18 protein-coding genes and 1 tRNA gene are annotated in these 17801 nt (G+C 61.8%); 7 read left to right on the top strand and 12 right to left on the bottom strand.

The window, feature by feature from the left end; all coding sequences use genetic code 11:
- Window positions 1-13 precede the first annotated feature (13 nt).
- Window positions 14-955: a 2-hydroxyacid dehydrogenase gene (locus HNQ71_RS30425; protein ID WP_184877450.1), complete on the top strand. Its 942-nt coding sequence runs from the start codon at window positions 14-16 to the stop codon at window positions 953-955.
- Window positions 956-1056: 101 nt separating this feature from the next.
- Here HNQ71_RS30425 and HNQ71_RS30420 read toward each other — a convergent pair whose 3' ends face one another.
- Window positions 1057-1413 carry a hypothetical protein gene (locus HNQ71_RS30420; protein ID WP_184877448.1) on the bottom strand — a complete coding sequence of 119 codons (357 nt, stop codon included), beginning with the start codon at window positions 1411-1413 and terminating at the stop codon, window positions 1057-1059.
- Between the two features lie 123 nt (window positions 1414-1536).
- Window positions 1537-2451, bottom strand: coding sequence for a class I SAM-dependent DNA methyltransferase (locus HNQ71_RS30415; RefSeq protein WP_184877446.1), 915 nt, complete (start codon window positions 2449-2451; stop codon window positions 1537-1539).
- Between the two features lie 106 nt (window positions 2452-2557).
- Here HNQ71_RS30415 and HNQ71_RS30410 point away from each other — a divergent pair, with 106 nt between their 5' ends.
- Complete coding sequence (locus HNQ71_RS30410; RefSeq protein ID WP_184877444.1) at window positions 2558-3565, top strand: ligase-associated DNA damage response exonuclease; 1008 nt, start codon at window positions 2558-2560, stop codon at window positions 3563-3565.
- A 4-nt stretch (window positions 3566-3569) separates the two neighbouring features.
- Window positions 3570-5171: a cisplatin damage response ATP-dependent DNA ligase gene (locus tag HNQ71_RS30405; RefSeq protein WP_184877442.1), complete on the top strand. Its 1602-nt coding sequence runs from the start codon at window positions 3570-3572 to the stop codon at window positions 5169-5171.
- 138 nt (window positions 5172-5309) lie between these two features.
- Here the strand turns inward: HNQ71_RS30405 and HNQ71_RS30400 are convergent, their stop codons facing one another.
- On the bottom strand, window positions 5310-6482 hold the full coding sequence (locus HNQ71_RS30400) for a hypothetical protein (RefSeq protein ID WP_184877440.1): 1173 nt from the start codon (window positions 6480-6482) through the stop codon (window positions 5310-5312).
- Window positions 6483-6810: 328 nt separating this feature from the next.
- Here HNQ71_RS30400 and HNQ71_RS30395 point away from each other — a divergent pair.
- A tRNA-Thr gene (locus HNQ71_RS30395) sits at window positions 6811-6886 on the top strand.
- A gap of 80 nt (window positions 6887-6966) precedes the next feature.
- Here HNQ71_RS30395 and HNQ71_RS30390 read toward each other — a convergent pair.
- From HNQ71_RS30390 to HNQ71_RS30380, 3 genes are read right to left on the bottom strand one after another with little or no spacing between them, the layout of a single operon-like run.
- On the bottom strand, window positions 6967-7389 hold the full coding sequence (locus tag HNQ71_RS30390; protein ID WP_184877438.1) for a DUF488 family protein, N3 subclade: 423 nt from the start codon (window positions 7387-7389) through the stop codon (window positions 6967-6969).
- 34 nt (window positions 7390-7423) lie between these two features.
- The gene (locus HNQ71_RS30385) at window positions 7424-7696 is read right to left on the bottom strand and encodes a hypothetical protein (protein ID WP_184877436.1); all 273 of its coding nucleotides are present in this window, start codon (window positions 7694-7696) and stop codon (window positions 7424-7426) included.
- Window positions 7689-7856: a hypothetical protein gene (locus HNQ71_RS30380; RefSeq protein WP_184877434.1), complete on the bottom strand. Its 168-nt coding sequence runs from the start codon at window positions 7854-7856 to the stop codon at window positions 7689-7691. Before HNQ71_RS30380 ends, HNQ71_RS30385 begins: the two co-directional genes overlap by 8 nt.
- Window positions 7857-8213: 357 nt before the next feature.
- Between HNQ71_RS30380 and HNQ71_RS30375 the strand changes: the two genes are divergently transcribed.
- Window positions 8214-8639, top strand: a complete 426-nt coding sequence (locus tag HNQ71_RS30375) for a hypothetical protein (RefSeq protein WP_184877432.1) — start codon at window positions 8214-8216, stop codon at window positions 8637-8639.
- Between the two features lie 20 nt (window positions 8640-8659).
- Here HNQ71_RS30375 and HNQ71_RS30370 read toward each other — a convergent pair whose 3' ends face one another.
- The 3 genes from HNQ71_RS30370 to HNQ71_RS30360 form a co-directional block, all read right to left on the bottom strand.
- Window positions 8660-8911 carry a hypothetical protein gene (locus HNQ71_RS30370; RefSeq protein ID WP_184877430.1) on the bottom strand — a complete coding sequence of 84 codons (252 nt, stop codon included), beginning with the start codon at window positions 8909-8911 and terminating at the stop codon, window positions 8660-8662.
- Between the two features lie 570 nt (window positions 8912-9481).
- On the bottom strand, window positions 9482-12058 hold the full coding sequence (locus HNQ71_RS30365) for a DEAD/DEAH box helicase (protein ID WP_184877429.1): 2577 nt from the start codon (window positions 12056-12058) through the stop codon (window positions 9482-9484).
- Window positions 12055-14196, bottom strand: coding sequence for a site-specific DNA-methyltransferase (locus HNQ71_RS30360; RefSeq protein ID WP_184877427.1), 2142 nt, complete (start codon window positions 14194-14196; stop codon window positions 12055-12057). Before HNQ71_RS30360 ends, HNQ71_RS30365 begins: the two co-directional genes overlap by 4 nt.
- A 282-nt stretch (window positions 14197-14478) precedes the next feature.
- Between HNQ71_RS30360 and HNQ71_RS30355 the strand changes: the two genes are divergently transcribed.
- Complete coding sequence (locus HNQ71_RS30355; RefSeq protein WP_184877425.1) at window positions 14479-15897, top strand: PIN-like domain-containing protein; 1419 nt, start codon at window positions 14479-14481, stop codon at window positions 15895-15897.
- A gap of 208 nt (window positions 15898-16105) precedes the next feature.
- Entirely contained in the window at window positions 16106-16375 is a 270-nt protein-coding gene (locus HNQ71_RS30350) for a hypothetical protein (protein ID WP_184877423.1), read from the top strand.
- Between the two features lie 331 nt (window positions 16376-16706).
- Here HNQ71_RS30350 and HNQ71_RS30345 read toward each other — a convergent pair whose 3' ends face one another.
- From HNQ71_RS30345 to HNQ71_RS30335, 3 genes are read right to left on the bottom strand one after another with little or no spacing between them, the layout of a single operon-like run.
- Window positions 16707-17030 (bottom strand): HigA family addiction module antitoxin, encoded by a 324-nt coding sequence (locus HNQ71_RS30345; RefSeq protein WP_184877422.1) that lies wholly within the window; start codon window positions 17028-17030, stop codon window positions 16707-16709.
- Window positions 17031-17082: 52 nt separating this feature from the next.
- Window positions 17083-17385 carry an addiction module antidote protein gene (locus tag HNQ71_RS30340; protein WP_184877420.1) on the bottom strand — a complete coding sequence of 101 codons (303 nt, stop codon included), beginning with the start codon at window positions 17383-17385 and terminating at the stop codon, window positions 17083-17085.
- Complete coding sequence (locus HNQ71_RS30335; protein WP_210334104.1) at window positions 17312-17674, bottom strand: type II toxin-antitoxin system RelE/ParE family toxin; 363 nt, start codon at window positions 17672-17674, stop codon at window positions 17312-17314. Before HNQ71_RS30335 ends, HNQ71_RS30340 begins: the two co-directional genes overlap by 74 nt.
- Window positions 17675-17801 lie beyond the last annotated feature (127 nt).

Below are 17801 nucleotides of genomic sequence, written 5' to 3'. Positions count from 1 at the left end.
GGAAACTCCATTGATGGAAAAAGGCCGAATCCTGCTTGCCGTCACCGGCTTTCATCCCCAGCGCTGGCGCGAGCTCTTGTCGGCCGAGCGCGAGGTGGTGCTGGAACCGGACGGCGCCAGCGACCCGTCGATCACCTATGCGGTGGTGTGGAAGCAGAAGCCGAACATTCTGGCAGCTTTGCCCAATCTGCGGGCCATCTTCTCGATCGGTGCCGGGGTCGACCATATCTTCGCCGATCCGGGCCTGCCCGATGTGCCTGTCGTCAAGGTCGTCGCCGACAACCTCACCCAGTACATGACCGAATATGTCGTCTGGCGGGTGCTCGACCATCATCGCCACGGCCTGCTCTACCGGTCGCAGCAGCCAAAAAAGATCTGGCACGAGCCGCAGCAGCGGCCGGCCACCGACATTTCGGTCGGCATCATGGGCCTCGGCAATCTCGGCCGCGCCGCAGCCTCGGTGCTTTTGTCGCTCGGCTTTGCCGTCAATGGCTGGTCACGCAGCGAGCGACCTATGAAAGGCGTTGCGACCTACGCCGGCGAGGCCGGACTGATCCCCTTCCTCAAGGCAACCGATATCCTGGTCGTGCTTTTGCCGCTGACGCCGGAAACGCATGGCATCATCAATTACGGCGTGCTGAAGGAACTGAGGAAGCGCAACGGTCTCGGCGGCTCGGTGCTGATCAATGCCGGTCGTGGCCGCCTGCAGAAGGACGCCGACATCGTGCGGGCACTGGATGACGGCACGCTGAAGGAGGCGAGCCTCGATGTGTTCGAAGTCGAACCGCTGCCGAAGACCAGCCCGCTGTGGGGACATCCAAAAGTGTTCGTGACGCCGCATTCGGCGGCGACCTCCGATCCTGTCCACCTGGCGCCGATCATGCTGCGCCAGATGGATGCTTTCGAGCGTGGCGAAAAGCTCGACAATCTGGTGGACCGCAAAGCGGGGTATTAGGCAACTCCAGGAAAGGCGTGAAACGGATTTCCCGGGAAAAGCGCGTAGCGTTTTCCCTCTGGAAATTGCGTCAAAGCAAAGAGAGCGGCGCCTGCCCGATCCTAGCCAGGCAGCAGTTTCTTCTGCTGGTCAGGCTTGCCGCAGTCGCGGCGATCGATCGACCGGTTCATGGCATCCATCTCGCCGGTCGCCTTGTCGGCGTCCTGCTTGGCCTTGGAGCGCACATCCGGCATGAACGGGCCGAAGCCCATCGCCGGATTGGAGAAGGTGGGCTTCGCCTTCGTCGACAAATTGTGTTGCTGTGCCAGCGCGTTGCGCTGCGCCAGCAGCTGGCCGCAGGGCACACTGTCATACTGCAGGGAGGACTGGATGTCGGCGTCCTGCCTCTCGGCCATCGAACTGCCCGCGCAGCCGGCGGTCACCAGGCAAGATGCCAAGACAATCATGTTCCAGCGCATCGACTCTGCTCCTCCTGATATCCCGCCTTGATGTGACCAGATCGCAAATATCAGTCGCGCATGCAAATCAGACTTTTTCGCAGCACCGACTATTTGCGGGCGCGACTGCAGGGGATTGCCGCCTCATCCCGGTAGCTTGCCTGCCACAGCGACCAACCCGTTGACGGGTTCCCGGCGGTCCTGGCGGATCACGGTCGTTTCCAGCCACAGGACCGAAAACCCGTTGGCAGCCAGGATCTTACGCACATAATGTTCCGAATGCGCGTAGCGGCGCGATGGCAGCAACACAAAATCGCCATTGCCGGCCAAGCTCTCGACGGAAAAGGCGAACAGGCCATCCCCGGCAAGCAAGCCGGCAACCGTCTTCACCACGCCGTCGAGCGCGCCGACATAGATGAAGACATCGGCCACCGCCACCAGATCGGCTTTCCGGCCGACATAGGAAAAATCCCGCAGATCGGCCTTGCCTAGGAAATCGTAGACGCCCTTGACCCGCGCCTGCTTCAGCATCCTGGCCGAAATGTCATACCCCTCCAGCCGATCGGCGATCGGCCGCAGCCTCTGCCCCATCAGCCCGGTGCCGCAGCCGAGATCGAGCGCCAGCGGGAAGCGGCCCGGCCTTGTCGACCGAATGGCCTGATCGAGCAATTCGGGCAGCCGATACCCCAGCCTGTCGACCAGTGATTCATCGAAGCTGTCGGCATAGTGGTCGAACAGCGTCTCGACGAAGGCGCTGGGTAGCGCGCCGGTCTCCGGCGCCTTGCCGATCAATTGCAGGTTCAGTGCGGCACCTTGACGATCCGTCGGATCGAGTTGCAGCGACATCGCCCAAGCCTGCGCGGCGAGGTCTGGCGCACCGGCAGCCTGCTGCATCTCGCCGAGGCGAAACCAGCCCATCGCCCATTGCGGCTTCAGTTCCAGGGCACCGAGCAGCAATTCCGCCGCCGCAGCATGATCGCCGTCCGCATGCAGCATCTCGGCATAATCGGCACGGCGATCGGCGTTCAAGTCGCCGGACGAGGCCTGAAGCGGTTTCATGGTTATGAGTCCTGTTGGCGGATAGAGCCGACGGTGCTGTATGCGGGAGTCAGCAGTCACTTACAACAGGCTTCCCGCAGCGGAATTATATCCTATCTTGGGGATCATGCGCGCCTCAGACCTGCTCCATCCCCGGCCCGAGGGCCTGTATTGCCCGCCAGGCGATTTCTTCATCGACCCGGTGCGGCCGGTGAACCGGGCGCTGATCACGCATGGCCATTCCGATCATGCGCGTTCCGGCCACCGCTCGGTGCTGGCGACACAGCAGACGCTCGACATCATGGGCTTGCGCTATGGCGAGGATTTTGCCGGCACAACGCAAGCAGCACAGCTCGGCGAGGCGATTGCCCTAGACGGCGTCAGCATCAGCTTCCATCCCGCCGGCCACGTGCTTGGCTCGGCGCAGATCGCCGTCGAGCACCAGGGCACGCGCATCGTCGCTTCGGGCGACTACAAGCGGCAGAAAGACGCGACCTGCGCGCCGTTCGAGCCGATCGCGTGCGATGTGTTCATCACCGAGGCGACTTTCGGCCTGCCGGTGTTTCGCCATCCACCCGACACGGAAGAGATCGCCCGCTTGCTGAAATCGGCGGCGCAGTTTCCCGAACGCTCGCATCTGGTCGGCGCCTATGCGTTGGGAAAGGCCCAGCGGGTGATGCGGCTGTTGCGCGACGCCGGCTACGACAGGCCGATCTACATCCATGGTGCGCTGGCCAGGCTCAGCGAATATTACCAGAGCCAGGGCATCGAGCTCGGAACGCTCGAACCGGCAACGGTTGAGGGCGGCAAGCAGGATTTCGCGGGCGCCATCGTGGTCGGTCCGCCTTCGGCTTTCGCCGATCGCTGGGCGCGGCGCTTTCCCGATCCGATCTCGTGCTTCGCGTCGGGCTGGATGCGCATCCGCCAACGCGCCAAGCAAGGCGGCGTCGAACTGCCGCTGATCATCTCGGACCACGCCGACTGGGACGAACTGACCGCCACCATCAAGGAGACCGGAGCCGAGGAAATCTGGGTGACGCATGGCCGCGAGGAAGCGCTGGTGCGCTGGTGCGAACTTGAAGGCATCGCCGCGCGGCCGCTGCATCTGGTCGGCTACGAGGACGAGGGCGATTGATGGCATGAACCGCTTCGCCGAACTTCTCGATCGCCTGGTGCTGACGCCGTCGCGCAACGGCAAGCTGACGCTGCTGACCGACTATTTTCGCAGCGTGGGGGATCCCGACCGTGGCCTGGCGCTGGCTGCCATCACCGGCGATCTCAACATCGCCGCGGTCAAGCCGGCGATGCTGCGCACCCTGGTCACCGAGCGCATGGACCCGGTGCTGTTCGGCTATTCCTACGACTATGTCGGTGATCTTGCCGAAACGGTGTCGCTCGTCTGGCCGCAAACGCCCGGCAACATCCCGAACCGCGAGCCGACGCTCGGCGAGGTCGTCGCCAGGCTGCAGGCGGCAAGCCGCTCCGACGGGCCGAAGGTGCTGGCCGGGCTGCTCGACAGCGCCGGCATCTCGGCCCGATTTGCCATCATCAAGCTGGTCACCGGCGGCCTGCGCATCGGCGTGTCGGCGCGGCTGGCAAAACAGGCGCTGGCGGATTTCGGCAAGGTCGATGTCACCGAGATCGAGGAGCTTTGGCATGGGCTGTCGCCGCCTTACACGGCGCTGTTCGCCTGGCTGGAAGGCAAGGCTGAAAAACCCAGGAATACGGCGATGGCCCTGTTTCGCCCGGTCATGCTGTCCAACCCGGTCGGCGACGGCGATCTCGAAAAGCTCGACCCCGCGGACTATGCGGCCGAGTGGAAATGGGACGGCATCCGCGTCCAGGCGGTGGCCGAAGGCGGTATCCGCCGGCTCTATTCGCGCACCGGCGACGATGTCTCCGGCGCCTTTCCGGATCTCGCCGACGCCATGCGTTTTTCCGCAACGCTGGACGGCGAACTGTTGGTCGGCGATCCCCGGCAGGCGACCGGCACCTTCTCGGACCTGCAGCAAAGGCTGAACCGCAAGACGGTGACGCCGAAGATGCAGCAGCAATATCCGGCCTTCATGCGCTGCTACGACGTGCTGCAGATCGGCGCCGAGGATTTGCGTGCGCTGCCGTTTCGCGAGCGGCGCGGCCGTCTGGAGACCTTTGTCGCAGCGCTCGATCCGAGCCGTTTCGATCTTTCGCCATTTGTCGACTTCGCCGACTGGCAGGCGCTGGAGGAACTGCGCCGCGCGCCGCCGCATCCGATCATCGAGGGCGTCATGCTGAAGCGCTGGGACTCGCCCTACGTCGCCAGCCGGCCGAAAGGCCCGTGGTTCAAATGGAAGCGCGATCCGCACACGGTGGATGCCGTGCTGATGTATGCCCAACGCGGCCATGGCAAGCGCTCGAGCTTCTATTCGGACTACACGTTCGGCGTCTGGTCCGGCGGCGAAGGCGAGGAGGAACTGGTGCCGGTCGGAAAGGCCTATTTCGGCTTCACCGACGAAGAGCTGAAGCAGATCGACAAATATGTCCGAGACAACACCGTCGAGCGTTTCGGGCCGGTGCGCTCGGTGCGGGCCGACCGAGACAACGGCCTGGTGCTGGAAGTCGCCTTCGAGGGCCTAAACCGCTCGACCCGGCACAAATCCGGAGTCGCCATGCGCTTTCCCCGCATTTCGCGGCTGCGCTGGGACAAGCCGGCCAACGAGGCCGATCGCATCGAGACGCTGCAGGCGCTGCTCGATCGCTAGAGCATGACGCCGAAAAGTGTGAAGCGGTTTTCGGACGACATCATGCTCTATCTCTTTGATTTAGAGGCGGATTCAGATTTCAGGTCGATTCGACCTGAAATCATCCGGCTCTAAGCCACTTGTCCTGCACGGATGCGCCTAGGGCTCGACCGAGACGCGGATTTCGTAGATGTCCGCCGCCTTGCCCTGCTTGTCGAAGTCGGAATTGACGGCGATCGTGCCGGCCGAGCCCGGGTGCTTCTTGGGAAACTGCACGTCGAACAGATATTCGTTCTGCTGCTGGCCGACCGCGTAGCGCTTGCGGCCGCAGTCGCCCAGTTCGCCGAAATTGCAGTCGACGGAAATCTGCGTCTCCTTGCCTTCTTCGGAGCGGGCAATGATGTCGAACACGGCATGCTTGCCGGCGAGCTGCTCCAGCACGCCTTGCCCGACATCGAAGCTGATCGCCGAACCGGAGGCGCCGGAACGGATGCGCAGGAACGACCCGGTGTCGTCCTTCATCACTTCGGCCTTGGCATCCGACGGGGCGCTGACATGCGACGCGTCGGTCGGCGAAAACACGTTGATCCAGTCGCGCGACTGGTCCGCGGCGCCGGGCTTTGCCGGGCCGGTGTCGCTATCGGCCGGTGTGAAATCGTCGTCGTTGACGGTCGGCGGCGCTTCGGGCGGAGCGGTGTCGAGCTGCGCCTGCGTCTTGAACACGCCGGTCTGCATGGCAAAGAACAGGCCGATGCCGACAGCGGCAAGCAGCGTCACGGTCAGGAAGATGGCGGTCAGCGGCAGGCGACGCCCCCTTATGCGCCGTTCATCGCGATCGGGTGCTACTTCCGTTGCGGCGTCGGCCGAGTCGGGAGCAGACATGTCGATGGCCGGCGCGCCGGGAAGGCCGGCGTCCGGCATGATGTCGGGAACGACTGGCAGCACACGCGAGCGAGGCGCATCGGAGGCGGATTGCACGGGCTCGTCGACGACAACGACGGGTGATGCCGGTTGCCCGGTCTCAACCGCGGGAGCGGGGTCCGCACCCACCTCGACCGCAGGAGCCGGGTCCCCACCAAGCTCGACCGCCGGCGCATCGCCCTGCGGACCGATATCCGGCACCGCCGGCAGGTACTCGGATTCGATCTCGGTGATTTTCGCCTGTATTGCCTTGCGGCGCTTGATCGCGACTTCCACCGTCACGTCAGGATTGGCCTGGAGCGCACGGTCGAGCGCGGCAAAAGCCGATCGATAGACCCTTTCGCGGAACGCGCGGTCCTCGGCATTGCCTTTCTCGAAGGCATTCCGGATCGCCTTTTCGATTGCGTCCAAGCGGATCCCTCTGCACGTTTGCCCAACCTTGCCATGATCGTTAGCCGCAGGCGACCAATCAATCAACGGGCGAGCGGCGCATTCTGCCTTGTCAGGGTGTGCAAAGTCCATTCCGACGCTGTTCCGGCAACGAAATCAGCGTGTTTCATCAATTTTGACCAGCAGGAGGGCGCGAACCGCACGCCTGACGTCGCGCCTGATTGGCGAGCAAACGCGACGGACGGCATTCGACGCCACATGGACCCTTGCATGAATTGCCAAGTCGCATCTTGAATTCGCCGCCGGTTGAGTCTATCACCCCCGCATCTTGGAGGCTCTGGCCTCCTGGGCCGCTTTAGCTCAGTTGGTAGAGCACATCATTCGTAATGATGGGGTCAGGTGTTCGAGTCACCTAAGCGGCACCAAGTTTTCCAAGGGCTTGCGGGCCAAACCGATCTCCGGCACCATCCCAATTTCGAGATCAGGACACGTTTCGGGACACAATTCAGAGCAGCGTCGGCTGTGTCGGGCCTGGCCTGTGCGCTTCCGGCAGCTTGGGGTGATGGTGGCCGCAACCGTCCAGGCCGAGCTCGTAGATGTCAATTCCCAGCTCGTCACGGAGCCAGGCGCTGACATAGCCGCGGTGGCAGAAATTGCCGTCGCGCGGCCGCTCCCAGCAGAGCAGCGCCGCCGCCCTGCCGGCCGCCAGATCCTGGATCCGGCGGACGGTTTCACGCGGGTCGAGCATGTCGAGCTGCTCGAGGTAGCGCCGGCGATATTCGTCGACGTCGATGCTTCGGAACCATTCGCCAGGCGTGAGCTCGCGCAGCGTCGGACCCTGGAAGCGTTGCGGGGCCCAGCGCGCGATCGAGATCGGCGCGAACTCCACCGGCAGCTTGGTGAAGAAGCTCGAAGTGACGATCTTCATGGGCGGCCTCCCTGGCGCGGGAAACGGTGAGGGATCATAACCCGCCCGGTAAATTCTTACCGACCGATTTGCGGTCCCCGATTTCGGGGAGCGGCTTTTGCTCGTTCTTGAGCGAAACCTGGGACCGCCAAAGCGCCCCGACGACCTGGTCGGCCCGCCACTTGCCGGCGTGCGCTTCGATGAACAGCGCGCCGGCGCACATCTGGGCGATGGCGATCCTCATCGCCTCGTCGCGGCTGGTGCGATTTTCCAGGTGGGCGAGTTCCGCCATCGCGTCGCGGATGGCGATATCATCTTGCTCACGCATCGACCGTCTCCCTGACCTTCTCTGTTGCGCCGTCGGTCAGCACCGGGCTCCGAGGGGCGAGAATCGCCGGCTGTGTGCACTGGTCCCGCTCACAGCGCTCCAGGAAGGCCGCAACGATCGGGTCGCGTGCGATTTTCGAAAGCCGTAGTTTGCTTGTCATCTGTTTTAATCCTCTGTTGGCGTCACTAATCAAATCCAACAAATAGAGTATATGTTGCAATTAACACCAATGTAATTGGTCCAAAATGGTTATTTTTGCACCAAATTGGTTCAACGATACTTATTTGTAACCGATATGGTGACAAGTCGCAGAATCGAGTATTAGCGTCTGTTGCCGCGCGCGGTTGATGTCGTCGCGGAGAGTAGAGAGGTCGGGGTGTCTGAAAGGCCAGTCGGTCAACGGTTTTCGCAGGTGTATCTGGAGCGGCAAGACCTGCTTCCCGACAGTGCCAGGATGAGGCGCCGTCTCGCTGCGTTGTACGTTGAATTGGACCACCTCACTGCTCTTGAAAGCCTGATGATCAGTGAGCTCGGAGTGGCCCGTTACCCCAATCTTCGCTGGGGCGACTACTGGGCAGGATACTTGGAGAAGATCGAACTTAGGGATTTGCTCGACTCTGTAACGCTCTGCTACTCAACAATTCAGGACTACGACGGCCGGCCAGATCAGCGGGCGCGCCAGGAGTTCGTGAACTCGGTCCCACGAATATTCGGAGAGGAGGGCGTTCGCTACAGTGTGGACGACCGCGCTGGCGTGCACTTTGCACTGGACGTCGAATTTGAGCGGTCCCGAATTTCGACCGTGGCCGTTCTGGGAGGGGCACGTTACAAAGGCGTGCGCACCCTGTTCTATGACGCCTACACTGCTCTTGACGGCGCACCACCGGACGGAAAGGCTGCCATTCGCTCGTCGTTTTTGCCGTCGAGAGCCTTTTCCGGCTGATGTTCCCGTCCGCTAGTAAGCTAAGCACCGGCGAGATCCAGCGTGAGCTCAAGCAACTGGTCGACACTATCCACCAGGGCCAAAGGCCAGCGATTAACGTTGCGCAGAAGCAGGTCGCGGCTTTCACTGACTGGGTGGAGGGAGCCCACTTCTACCGGCATGAGCCGGGATCGGAAGAGCCGGCGCAACCGCCGCTGGACCTCGCAATCCTCATGCTCTCTCAGGCGGCCGCCTATCTTCGATGGCTCGCCGGCATCGATGCGATCGCTCAACGAGGTGGCGCGCCGAGGGCATAAATGTGTCCCAGATCGTGTCCTCAATCGACGTTAGCCCAGCTGGCTGGCGCGCTGTCGGTTACGATTTGAGGTCCTACAGCGCTGCCGCCACAGAATGTCGACATATGTGCTTGGGTGTCGCTGTGTCACCGGCGTTGCGCAACATGTCCGCCGTTGAGGTTAGCTTGGCCACCGCCTGAAAAGCAGACCGTGCCGGTGAAGCACGCCGGAAGTCGCCGTTGCGCCAGCAGTCGACGTTCAACACTCAAGTATTGAAGGTCTCAATAGGGGCCGGTTGCCGACTGTCAGCTCCTGGCGCGGTATCGGCGAAAGCCGCTATGCATAAATCGAGCCCTCGACTGTTAATCTCGCAATTATCTTGGGCCGAACGCTGCGATGCGGCTTTCGGCGGGACCTGGACAAGCAGATCCGTCAGGGTCGTCTCCAGCGCTTCTTTTCTGGCGGTCTCGCACTCCCAATGCCTTCGTCCTTGAGGACCGAAAGAAGTCTGGACACCCTGCGCTGGCTGCTAAGAGGGCACCTCTGCGACGTCATCTGGCGGGTCCCTTAGTAGGCGCGTGCCAGCGCGCTCTGGTAAAGCTCAGCTGCGCTCTCAGCTGTTGCGATGGCGTTGCGCACGATCCTGTCGGTGAGATCGAGAACCTTTAATTCGTCATCGACCTTCGCGACGCTCTCGATCCGCCGAAACGCGCCAGAATGCGTCTCCGCATATTGGGCCAAGCCCCGAATCTTGGGTAGCGCATCGCTAAGTTGGGTGCCATGCGGGTCGACGAGATCGGCCACCACCGTTCCATCGGCTAGTCTCGACAGAAACAAGAAGTCGGGGCGGAGGATCTTATAGCCGCCGTTCGACTCATAGGCGATGCCAAGAGCTTCCGGCGTTGCTCTCGCTGGGTTGCGATACCAAGCTTCGAAACCCACCCGGGCACTCTCACGATCGAGCACCGCTTGCTCCCAGCCATTCAGCTCGGCGGGAAACAGGCCTTCGGCGTCGCACATCAGATGATCGCGATATCTCGGCAGTGAAATCTCTTCCCCATTTTGCTCGCGCGCCATTGACGCGACGAGCCACTCACGCGGATGGCCGAGATCCTGTGCCTCGGGTTCCGCGCTCATTGCGCGGATTTGGCGATACTCCTCCTGACGCTCGTCCCCGAGCGACTTGATGGCGATCCGGTACTGGTCCAACCATCGCCGCGTAAGTCGCTCGGCCTCGATTTCGAGATACTCGCGCACCCCCTCCACCAAGGCAAGTGCCGCAGTTTCGACATGTGCTGCAATCAACGCCTCTTCCGGGTCACTTCCGGGCATGTTGCGGGCAAGATGCTCAGCGTAGGTGCGAGCAAGATCAGGGCTGAACACCCGCGCGGCGCGCCTGTAAGCATCGTCGATCACCGCCATATCGGCGCTTTCGACGAAGGCATTGAACCGCGTGACCCGCTCGCGGAGGTCTGCCGTGAGCGCGACGCCCTCGACCGTCAGGACCGACTGCCTAGCTGCTTCCAACTGACTAGCGTAGCGCACGCGCGCCGCGTCGAGCGCCGCATGCATCTCGCGGTGCGCTTCCTTGCCGGCATCGGCGAGGATTCCATCTGTCGCCAATTCGTGCGCTAACGCGGTCAGGCGTTTAACGGGCCGCGGCGCGCGGTGGGGAAGCGACTGCGATGGCAGGGACAGGAATCGAGCCCAGGCATCGGCGGCAACCGATGGGTTGGGCATCATCTCTGCAGGATTGATCAAGACACGCCGACCCGAAAGCGGCTGCTCCCCGTCGCCTCCACCCGCCATCAGGGCATCGGCAACCGCCTTCACCGCGGCCCTGTCGAAGAACGGAAGCAGGCAGTCGACGGAATTGAGCTTGTCGTTACCCGGGATGCGCCGCGCGAGCGGAGTGCGTACCATGCGACCGAGGAGTTGGGTAATATGCGTCGGATCCTGCGCTGCGCGGAATGACACCATCACCTCCGCACGGGGACAATCCCAGCCGGTGCTGATCGCGTCTTTGGCGATCAGCACGCGAACCCATGCGGAATCCTGAACCCTCTCTGGCGAGATATACGGCACCACGTGACGCCCGAATGTCTGCGTTACGTGCTCACCGAATACGTGAGCGATCGCATCCTGAGACAAGCCAGGCCAGCGCTCGTAGATCATGTCCAGAGCTCGGCCGATCTCGTCAGGGTCGGGTGTGTTCCTGACCTGAAGGACGAGCAGAGGCTGGACGATCGGTGTGCCAGGCTGTTGCGCCGCATAGTCAGCCCAGGCCTGACTCGATTCGACGATCTTGTCCGTTGCCCGCCGCACCAGCACCGTTTCGAAATGCCCAGCCTCGTCGGGAATATCGAGAACGATCGTGTCTTTCAGTAGGCCAGATTCCTGCACCTTTGCAGGATCGACCGCAACGCCAGGCAAAATGCTCCGCCCCCGCGCTTCGCGCATCGCGACGTTGAACCGCTCGACCGTAGCCGAGATGCCCCAGACTATCGGCATCGACGGCATCGAGCCTGCGCCGTTGATCAGCCGACGAACGATGGTCGACCGGTCCTGCAGCGTGCGGCCTTCGCCCATCCCGCGGTGCGCCTCGTCGAGCACCAGATAAAGCGTCAGCGCCGGGTCCTCGATCGTGTTCCGGATCGTGTCCCAGATCGTGTAGGAGCGCGCGTCCGGCCGCATGTCAGGCAGGCTCGGCTCCGCTTCATCCTCCGGTTCGTGACCACGGACAAGCAAGCTGTTGCGCGACAGCTTGTGGGTATTGAGGAAATAGACCTTCCCTGGCGAGAGCTTCTCGCGGTTGAAGCTGTTCTCGACGACGTGCAGGTCGGTCCAGTTGAGACGATCCGACGCCTCACCCAACCGGAAACGCGTCTGTTCGTTCAGCGAGGGATCGTCGCTGAACCAGATAACCACGGCGCCCGGATCGGCATCGAATTCAAATGTATCGGCACCGTGAAAGAGAGCTTCGAAGACCGCAGCGGCCATGATGGTCTTGCCGGCGCCCGTAGGTGCCGTCAGCGAAAAGGCCTGAACCTCATTGTCCTCGCGCCACCGGCGCCGGGCACGGCGAAGCCGCTTCAGAACTTCGGAGACGGCGTCTTCCTGATAATCCTTCAGCGTGAACTTCATTCGTTGCCCCCGCTGACGAACCGGAAATTTGAGAGGTAGGATTCATACAGGCGGACAGCCTCGATCCCATCCGGAAGCTGGCGCGACACCGATTGGTAGCGCCTGTCGTCATTGGTCACGATAAAAGCGTAGGTGGCTTCTTCGGCTTCCTTCATCGCCGCGCAAAACTCCGATGATCTATCGAGATCGACAAGTAGGCCGTACGCCTGAACGATCATCCAGCCGTTGGCCGGGACCTCCTCAATACGGTCGCCGAAGGCGCCGGCGCGAAGCCAGAGCAGCGGGGCGACACGTTGAAACGCGAGGTTGTGGCTGACTGCGATCGGCGTTTCATAAGTGAGGGTGAAAAACTCCGCATTCTCGGCGAAGCCTTCGGCCATCGGGAATTCATCATTGAACCGATAGTCACCGGGGACGGCCGTGCCATCAGCGCGTTCCCCGGTAATCGCGGCAGCGATACGCGGCTTGGTGATGTAGTCGCATATCCCGAGCTGCTCCCACTCTTCATCGCCCGGTCGCAAACCGCTACGCCGCAACGCCGTCTGCTCCTCGGCGCTCACCTCGTTGTTGGTGATGCTGATTGCGCGTCTCGAGCCGCCATCCTGGCGGTTGAGGCGCATGACTGCATGTGCGGTCGTTCCTGACCCGGCGAAGAAGTCCAGAATCACTGCATAAGGAATATCGGCTACGAAAAAACGAAGGATATCTTCAACCGCGTAGAGCGACTTGGGGTAGGGAAAGCGCCGGCCGACCAGCAGGCTGCTCAAGACATTCGTTCCTCCAGTCTCGGCATTATGTGACGCGAGGTTCCAGACGCGCTTGGGCGGCGGGGCATCATCGTCGGTCGCCGCGGTGCCGATAACCGAGCCATCGCGAGCCTTGCCGGTGATCTGGATCGTTCCTGCCGTGATAGCTGAGATCGTGCCGCCGGCAAGATATTGAACGGTCCCGCTAAGCGTTGTGCGGTTCCAGCGATTCACGCGAGCGTATCCGTTCGCCCAATTGCGTTTGAGGACCTCAGGCGTCAGGCCCCAGAGCATTTCGGTGCCGTCCGGCTTGAGCGGCCACAGCGCGACAGTGCCTGGAGGAACGGCAATAGTTTCACGGTCGATACCGTCCGTGACCGCGTCGCCGACCGAGTGGAGGCGTCCGGTCGCCTCGTCGACGAAGACTGGATAGAACTGGTTGGGCCGAGCTCCCCGCGCGCTGCTCGGTTCGCGACGGCGCAAACCTAACCATTCGAGCGCTTGCTGGTCGCCGGCGTCGCCCTTGATGGGATCGAGCATGTTGCGCACCCAAGGGATCAGTTTCGCCTCGCCCAGCGTTACGACAAAGATATGCTCTTCAACCCGTGAAAATTTGCCGACCCTGACCGCGCCCTTCGCGCTGATTACGCTTGTCACCATCTGGATATCTGCGTCCGGAAAAACCTGCTCGAGAAGCAGTGCGAGGCGGTGGACCTCCTTTTCGTCGATGCTGACCAGGATCACGCTACGTTCGGGCCGCATCAGCTCACGCGCGATGCGGAGCCGCCGCTCCATCATGGCAAGCCACTTACTATGGCGATACTGGTCCTCAGCCTCGACGTAATCGTTGTTGTATTTCCAGTCCCGCGCGCCCGAATTGTAGGGGGGGTCGATGTAAATCGCATCGATCCGCCCGCGATCGCTGAACGTCAGCGCCTGAAGCGCGTGAAAATTCTCACCGTTAATGACGACATGCTTCGGGCGGGTGTCAGAGCGTTTGACCTCGCCGGTGCTGACAAGCCCCGGATAGATGATGTCGCGAAACTCAGCCATCACGACGAGATCGGCGAGGTCGACGGTCCGCCTGTCTGCCTCCTCCGCGCCACGGCTCAATCGCTCGACGTCGGCGGTTCGATTGGCGCGATCGATATCGCCGACGGTCCAGAGATCGCGCGCACCCGGTCCAGGGGAGCCTCGCGGCGCGCAGATTCGAACCTTGTCGCCTTTGCGCACGGGGCGCCCCGGAAGCTCGACAGCCTCTGGCCGATGGCGCTCGAAATTCAGTCCGAAGGCGCGACGCGATGCAAGCGCGCGAAACTCGCGCTCGAGATCCCGACCGAGCTGCGCATCACTTGCTTTAACTTGGCCCAGTAGCTCCGTCAGCCGTGACAAACGATTCCCCCGAAAACTCGATGTCGCGCTTCCCCCACGCCGATGCTGAATGGCATTGCGAGCAAGGCCTGACAAGCAACCGCGCCACCGGGCGATTCGTCGAGGCGCATGGAGGGTCTCAAAGGGGCTTCACGCATCATCCGCTATGCATAGCGGTAAGTCGCTTGAATTGCAGCAGCCATCGGCTTCGGATCGGGCACAATCAGTACGGAGTCGCCGCCGGGCGACAATGTCTTTACAGTTGCGGGTAGGCGGACTGACTGGCGCTGGAGTAACGCACGAATGAGCAAAGCCAAGCCGGAAGCGGCGCCCGAAGCGAAGGCGGTGCCGGAAGGCGAAAAGCGCCAGCCGGCCGCGCCGTCTAGGCGCGATGACCCGGCGGTCGCGGCGAACCCATTCCTGCTCGAGGACATATTCCCGGACCCGGTCGATCTCCTGCGCTCCAGCTTGGTCGCTGGCGTTGCCGATTCGGACGTCCTGGTCGCGATCGATACAAATGCGCTGTTGCTGCCGTACGCCATCGGAAAGGACGACCTCGGCGCACTTGCGGCCACTTACAAGAAGCTCGCCGAAGAGGGGCGGCTGTTTCTACCTGCCCGATCTGCCCGCGAGTTTATTAAGCACCGGGATCGCAAGATAGCCGAGCTTCTGAAGACGATCGCGGACCTCTCTTCCAGAATTTCGGTCGAAGGGGTCGTCTCTCCGATTCTGGAAGGTCTGGACGGGTACAACGAGCTCAAGAAGGCCGGACAGGATCTGGCCGATGGACGCAAAGCCTATCTGAAGGCGCTTGGCCGCATTCGCACCGGCGTGACCGCGTGGCGTGGTGACGACCCGGTCACGACGCTCTACGCAGAGGCATTTGCCGCGGGCAACGTCATCGAACACGAAGAAGAGCGAGAAGCGCTTCAGGCAGAATGGGCGGACCGGTTAGCGAACAAGATACCTCCGGGCTACAAGGACGGGGGCAAGCAGGACACCGGCATTGGCGACTTTCTTATCTGGAAAGCGCTGCTGCGCATCGGCCGCGAAAAGCAGAAGGACCTGGTGTTCGTCACCGGCGAGGAGAAGGCGGACTGGTTCGTGCGCTCGGGCGGCGAGCCCGTCTTCACCCGCCCCGAACTGCTGATCGAGTATCGTAGGGCATCAGGCGGGAAGAATCTGCACCTCTCCAGCCTCGCCGAGCTGCTGCGGCAGTTCGGCACGGCGGACGAGATCGTGGAGGAGGTTCGGTCGGCCGAAGCGTCGGCGAACTCTGCGGTACGGATGCGAACTTCCGCGGTCTCAAAAGCGCGGAGGTCTGGCCCGTCGGGTCGGGAGTCGGCATCAGGTGAGATCGACTTCGATTATTCGCGTGACGATGGAAAGATTAGTGTGCCGTCGCCCTTGGGCACCATCGATCTGCGCTTTTCCGAGGCAAGCGATACAGAGGTGCTCCTATATCGCACGCCTACGCTGGTCGCGATTATGCGGTTGAAGGGCGTTGTTCGGGACGCTCTCCTCGACATGGAGGAGTTCGACGGCAGCTCACACGTTTACACGATTGGTCTAGGCGAAGCCTTTGCCGCGTTGAACAAGAGGGGTGAAGTGTTGGTTGGAAGGGTCCTGGCGATTGCCGCCGACAGCCGCGGCGCATCTGCCGATCAAGTGCGATTTGAATATCGGATTTTTCAATCCGGTGTACCGCTGAGCGCGCCCTGACAAAGCTTTAACCTAAATTGAGGCGGCCAACACCTGCGCCGCGTAAGCGATATGCGCGGAATCGGGCCGTCAAGTAACAGCGCCTTCCGGTCGAAGCCGTGGTTCTGGACAATGCGCAGACGCCCCGGATCCGCATAGATTTGGAAGATCTTCTATTCGCAACGATGCAGATCGCTTGAGAAATACCTAGCTCGTTTTGGCAACACTGATGTCATTGCTGATTGAGAATATGCGGATGTCCGCTTTTAGAACCGCTGCCTATACGATCGATATAGTGACGGATGACCGCGCCGGCCGTCTCGTCGATCCCTTTATTGATCCTACGGACAAATATCGGATGATCCGAGTTACGGGAAGAGCTTCTTCAACCGGGGGCTTTGCCGTCACGATCCCAAGCACCTTCCGCTTGCTGCCCTTTAACCTGGATCAGAAGTACAGCGACGATGAAGTCGCTCACGGACACGGCGAGACGAACTAGCCCTGGCCGGCCAGAAGGTCGGCCGGAGAAGGTGACGCGCCGCGCTAGTCTTGAGATAGATAGGCCGCCCCTTCGCTCCCTAGGCAGGAGGGGGGAGGTCGGTACCTGATGGCGTCGCTGGCCCGTTCGACGATACCAGGATCTCGCCGCTCGGCATCGGCCAGCTTGCGCGCGTCGTGGATTTCCTTGCTGGTCAGCCCCGCATCGGCCGCCGTGAAACCATTCTCGTCGGGAAGGGTCTTCTTCGGCCGGCCGCCCTTTGACCTTCGCGGTTTTTTCCGAAACCGGACCCTCTCGGTGGCCGTCCGGCGAAGGAATACGCGGAAAGCCTTCAGCGCTGTGATGTATCCGCATGCAGTGTCGGGATGGCTTCGATCTCGGCGCTCAGTGTTTTCTCTGCCTGCTCAAGATCGTACATGCGCTGGAGGTTGAGCCAGAACACCGGACCGTTGCCGATCAGCTTACCAAGGCGCAGCGCCATGGCGACGGTGACAGGTTGCTTCTCGTCCAGGATGTCGTAGAGCGTGCGCCGGGAAATGCCCAGCAGCTTGGCGATCTCGGTCTTCGACTTGTCGAGCGCCGGGATGAGGTCTTCGCGCAGAAGCTCGCCGGGGTGCATAGCGGGCAGGCCGCGCTTGATGGATGTCATGTTCATCAGTGGTAATCCTCTGGCTGCCGGTGCGCTGGGTCGATAGTTGGTCCTCCCGTCAAGCCGCGCGCTCATGCTCGCGCGGGGCGACTGACAGCCGAAGCCCCATCGCGTCGAGCACTGACACGACCGTGGCAAGGGACGGGTTCCCATTCTCGCTGAGCGCCTTGTAGAGGCTTTCGCGAGACATGCCGGTTTTCTTGGCGATTTCCGTCATGCCCTTGGATCGGGCGACATGACCGAGTGCCTTGCACAGGAACTGGAGGTCGCCTTCCTCCATGACAGCGTCAAGGAAGGCGACGATCGCCTCCTCGGTGTTGAGGTAATCGGCGGTGTTCCAATTGCTGGTCGTGATTGCCATTTCTAAACCTCCTTTGCGATATCGAGCGCGCGCTTGATGTCGCGGCTCTGACTGCCCTGTCGCCGCCGCACAGCAAGATCACGACAACGTCGCCGCGCTTCAAAAAGTAGATGCGGTAGCCCGGTCCATAATCGATGCGAAGTTCGCCGATGCCGTCGAAGAACTTGGCATCGCCGAGGTTGCCGTCCTCGACGCGGCTGACGCGGGCCAGAATGCGCGCCTTCGCCCTGCCGTCACGAAGCCTCTCGAACCATGCGTCAAAGATATTGGTCTTGATGACTTCGAACATGCATATTTGTATCTTATGGGATACAATTAGCAAGGACATAATTGATAACAAAGGGCAAACCTGCGCAGAATCGCAAACTGACCTGAATGCTTGACTCTGCCTGCCCCAAGATTTGAGCTCGCCGAAT

The sequence above is a fragment of the Mesorhizobium sangaii genome, assembly GCF_014207355.1.
Taxonomy (GTDB): Bacteria; Pseudomonadota; Alphaproteobacteria; order Rhizobiales; family Rhizobiaceae; genus Mesorhizobium; species Mesorhizobium sangaii.
The sequence above is the reverse complement of the archived record's forward strand: the minus strand, read 5'-3'. Positions and strand labels throughout refer to the sequence as shown.

What these genes read in the sequence shown, in the direction of transcription:
- HNQ71_RS30355 (WP_184877425.1), top strand. Translation starts at nt 14,479, where the DNA reads ATGAGCAAAGCCAAGCCGGAAGCGGCGCCCGAAGCGAAGGCGGTGCCG.
- HNQ71_RS30335 (WP_210334104.1), bottom strand. Translation starts at nt 17,674, where the DNA reads ATGTTCGAAGTCATCAAGACCAATATCTTTGACGCATGGTTCGAGAGG.
- HNQ71_RS30415 (WP_184877446.1), bottom strand. Translation starts at nt 2,451, where the DNA reads ATGAAACCGCTTCAGGCCTCGTCCGGCGACTTGAACGCCGATCGCCGT.
- HNQ71_RS30340 (WP_184877420.1), bottom strand. Translation starts at nt 17,385, where the DNA reads ATGGCAATCACGACCAGCAATTGGAACACCGCCGATTACCTCAACACC.
- HNQ71_RS30375 (WP_184877432.1), top strand. Translation starts at nt 8,214, where the DNA reads ATGATCAGTGAGCTCGGAGTGGCCCGTTACCCCAATCTTCGCTGGGGC.
- HNQ71_RS30420 (WP_184877448.1), bottom strand. Translation starts at nt 1,413, where the DNA reads ATGCGCTGGAACATGATTGTCTTGGCATCTTGCCTGGTGACCGCCGGC.
- HNQ71_RS30365 (WP_184877429.1), bottom strand. Translation starts at nt 12,058, where the DNA reads ATGAAGTTCACGCTGAAGGATTATCAGGAAGACGCCGTCTCCGAAGTT.
- HNQ71_RS30410 (WP_184877444.1), top strand. Translation starts at nt 2,558, where the DNA reads ATGCGCGCCTCAGACCTGCTCCATCCCCGGCCCGAGGGCCTGTATTGC.
- HNQ71_RS30350 (WP_184877423.1), top strand. Translation starts at nt 16,106, where the DNA reads ATGTCATTGCTGATTGAGAATATGCGGATGTCCGCTTTTAGAACCGCT.
- HNQ71_RS30390 (WP_184877438.1), bottom strand. Translation starts at nt 7,389, where the DNA reads ATGAAGATCGTCACTTCGAGCTTCTTCACCAAGCTGCCGGTGGAGTTC.
- HNQ71_RS30405 (WP_184877442.1), top strand. Translation starts at nt 3,570, where the DNA reads ATGAACCGCTTCGCCGAACTTCTCGATCGCCTGGTGCTGACGCCGTCG.
- HNQ71_RS30345 (WP_184877422.1), bottom strand. Translation starts at nt 17,030, where the DNA reads ATGAACATGACATCCATCAAGCGCGGCCTGCCCGCTATGCACCCCGGC.
- HNQ71_RS30385 (WP_184877436.1), bottom strand. Translation starts at nt 7,696, where the DNA reads ATGCGTGAGCAAGATGATATCGCCATCCGCGACGCGATGGCGGAACTC.
- HNQ71_RS30380 (WP_184877434.1), bottom strand. Translation starts at nt 7,856, where the DNA reads ATGACAAGCAAACTACGGCTTTCGAAAATCGCACGCGACCCGATCGTT.
- HNQ71_RS30425 (WP_184877450.1), top strand. Translation starts at nt 14, where the DNA reads ATGGAAAAAGGCCGAATCCTGCTTGCCGTCACCGGCTTTCATCCCCAG.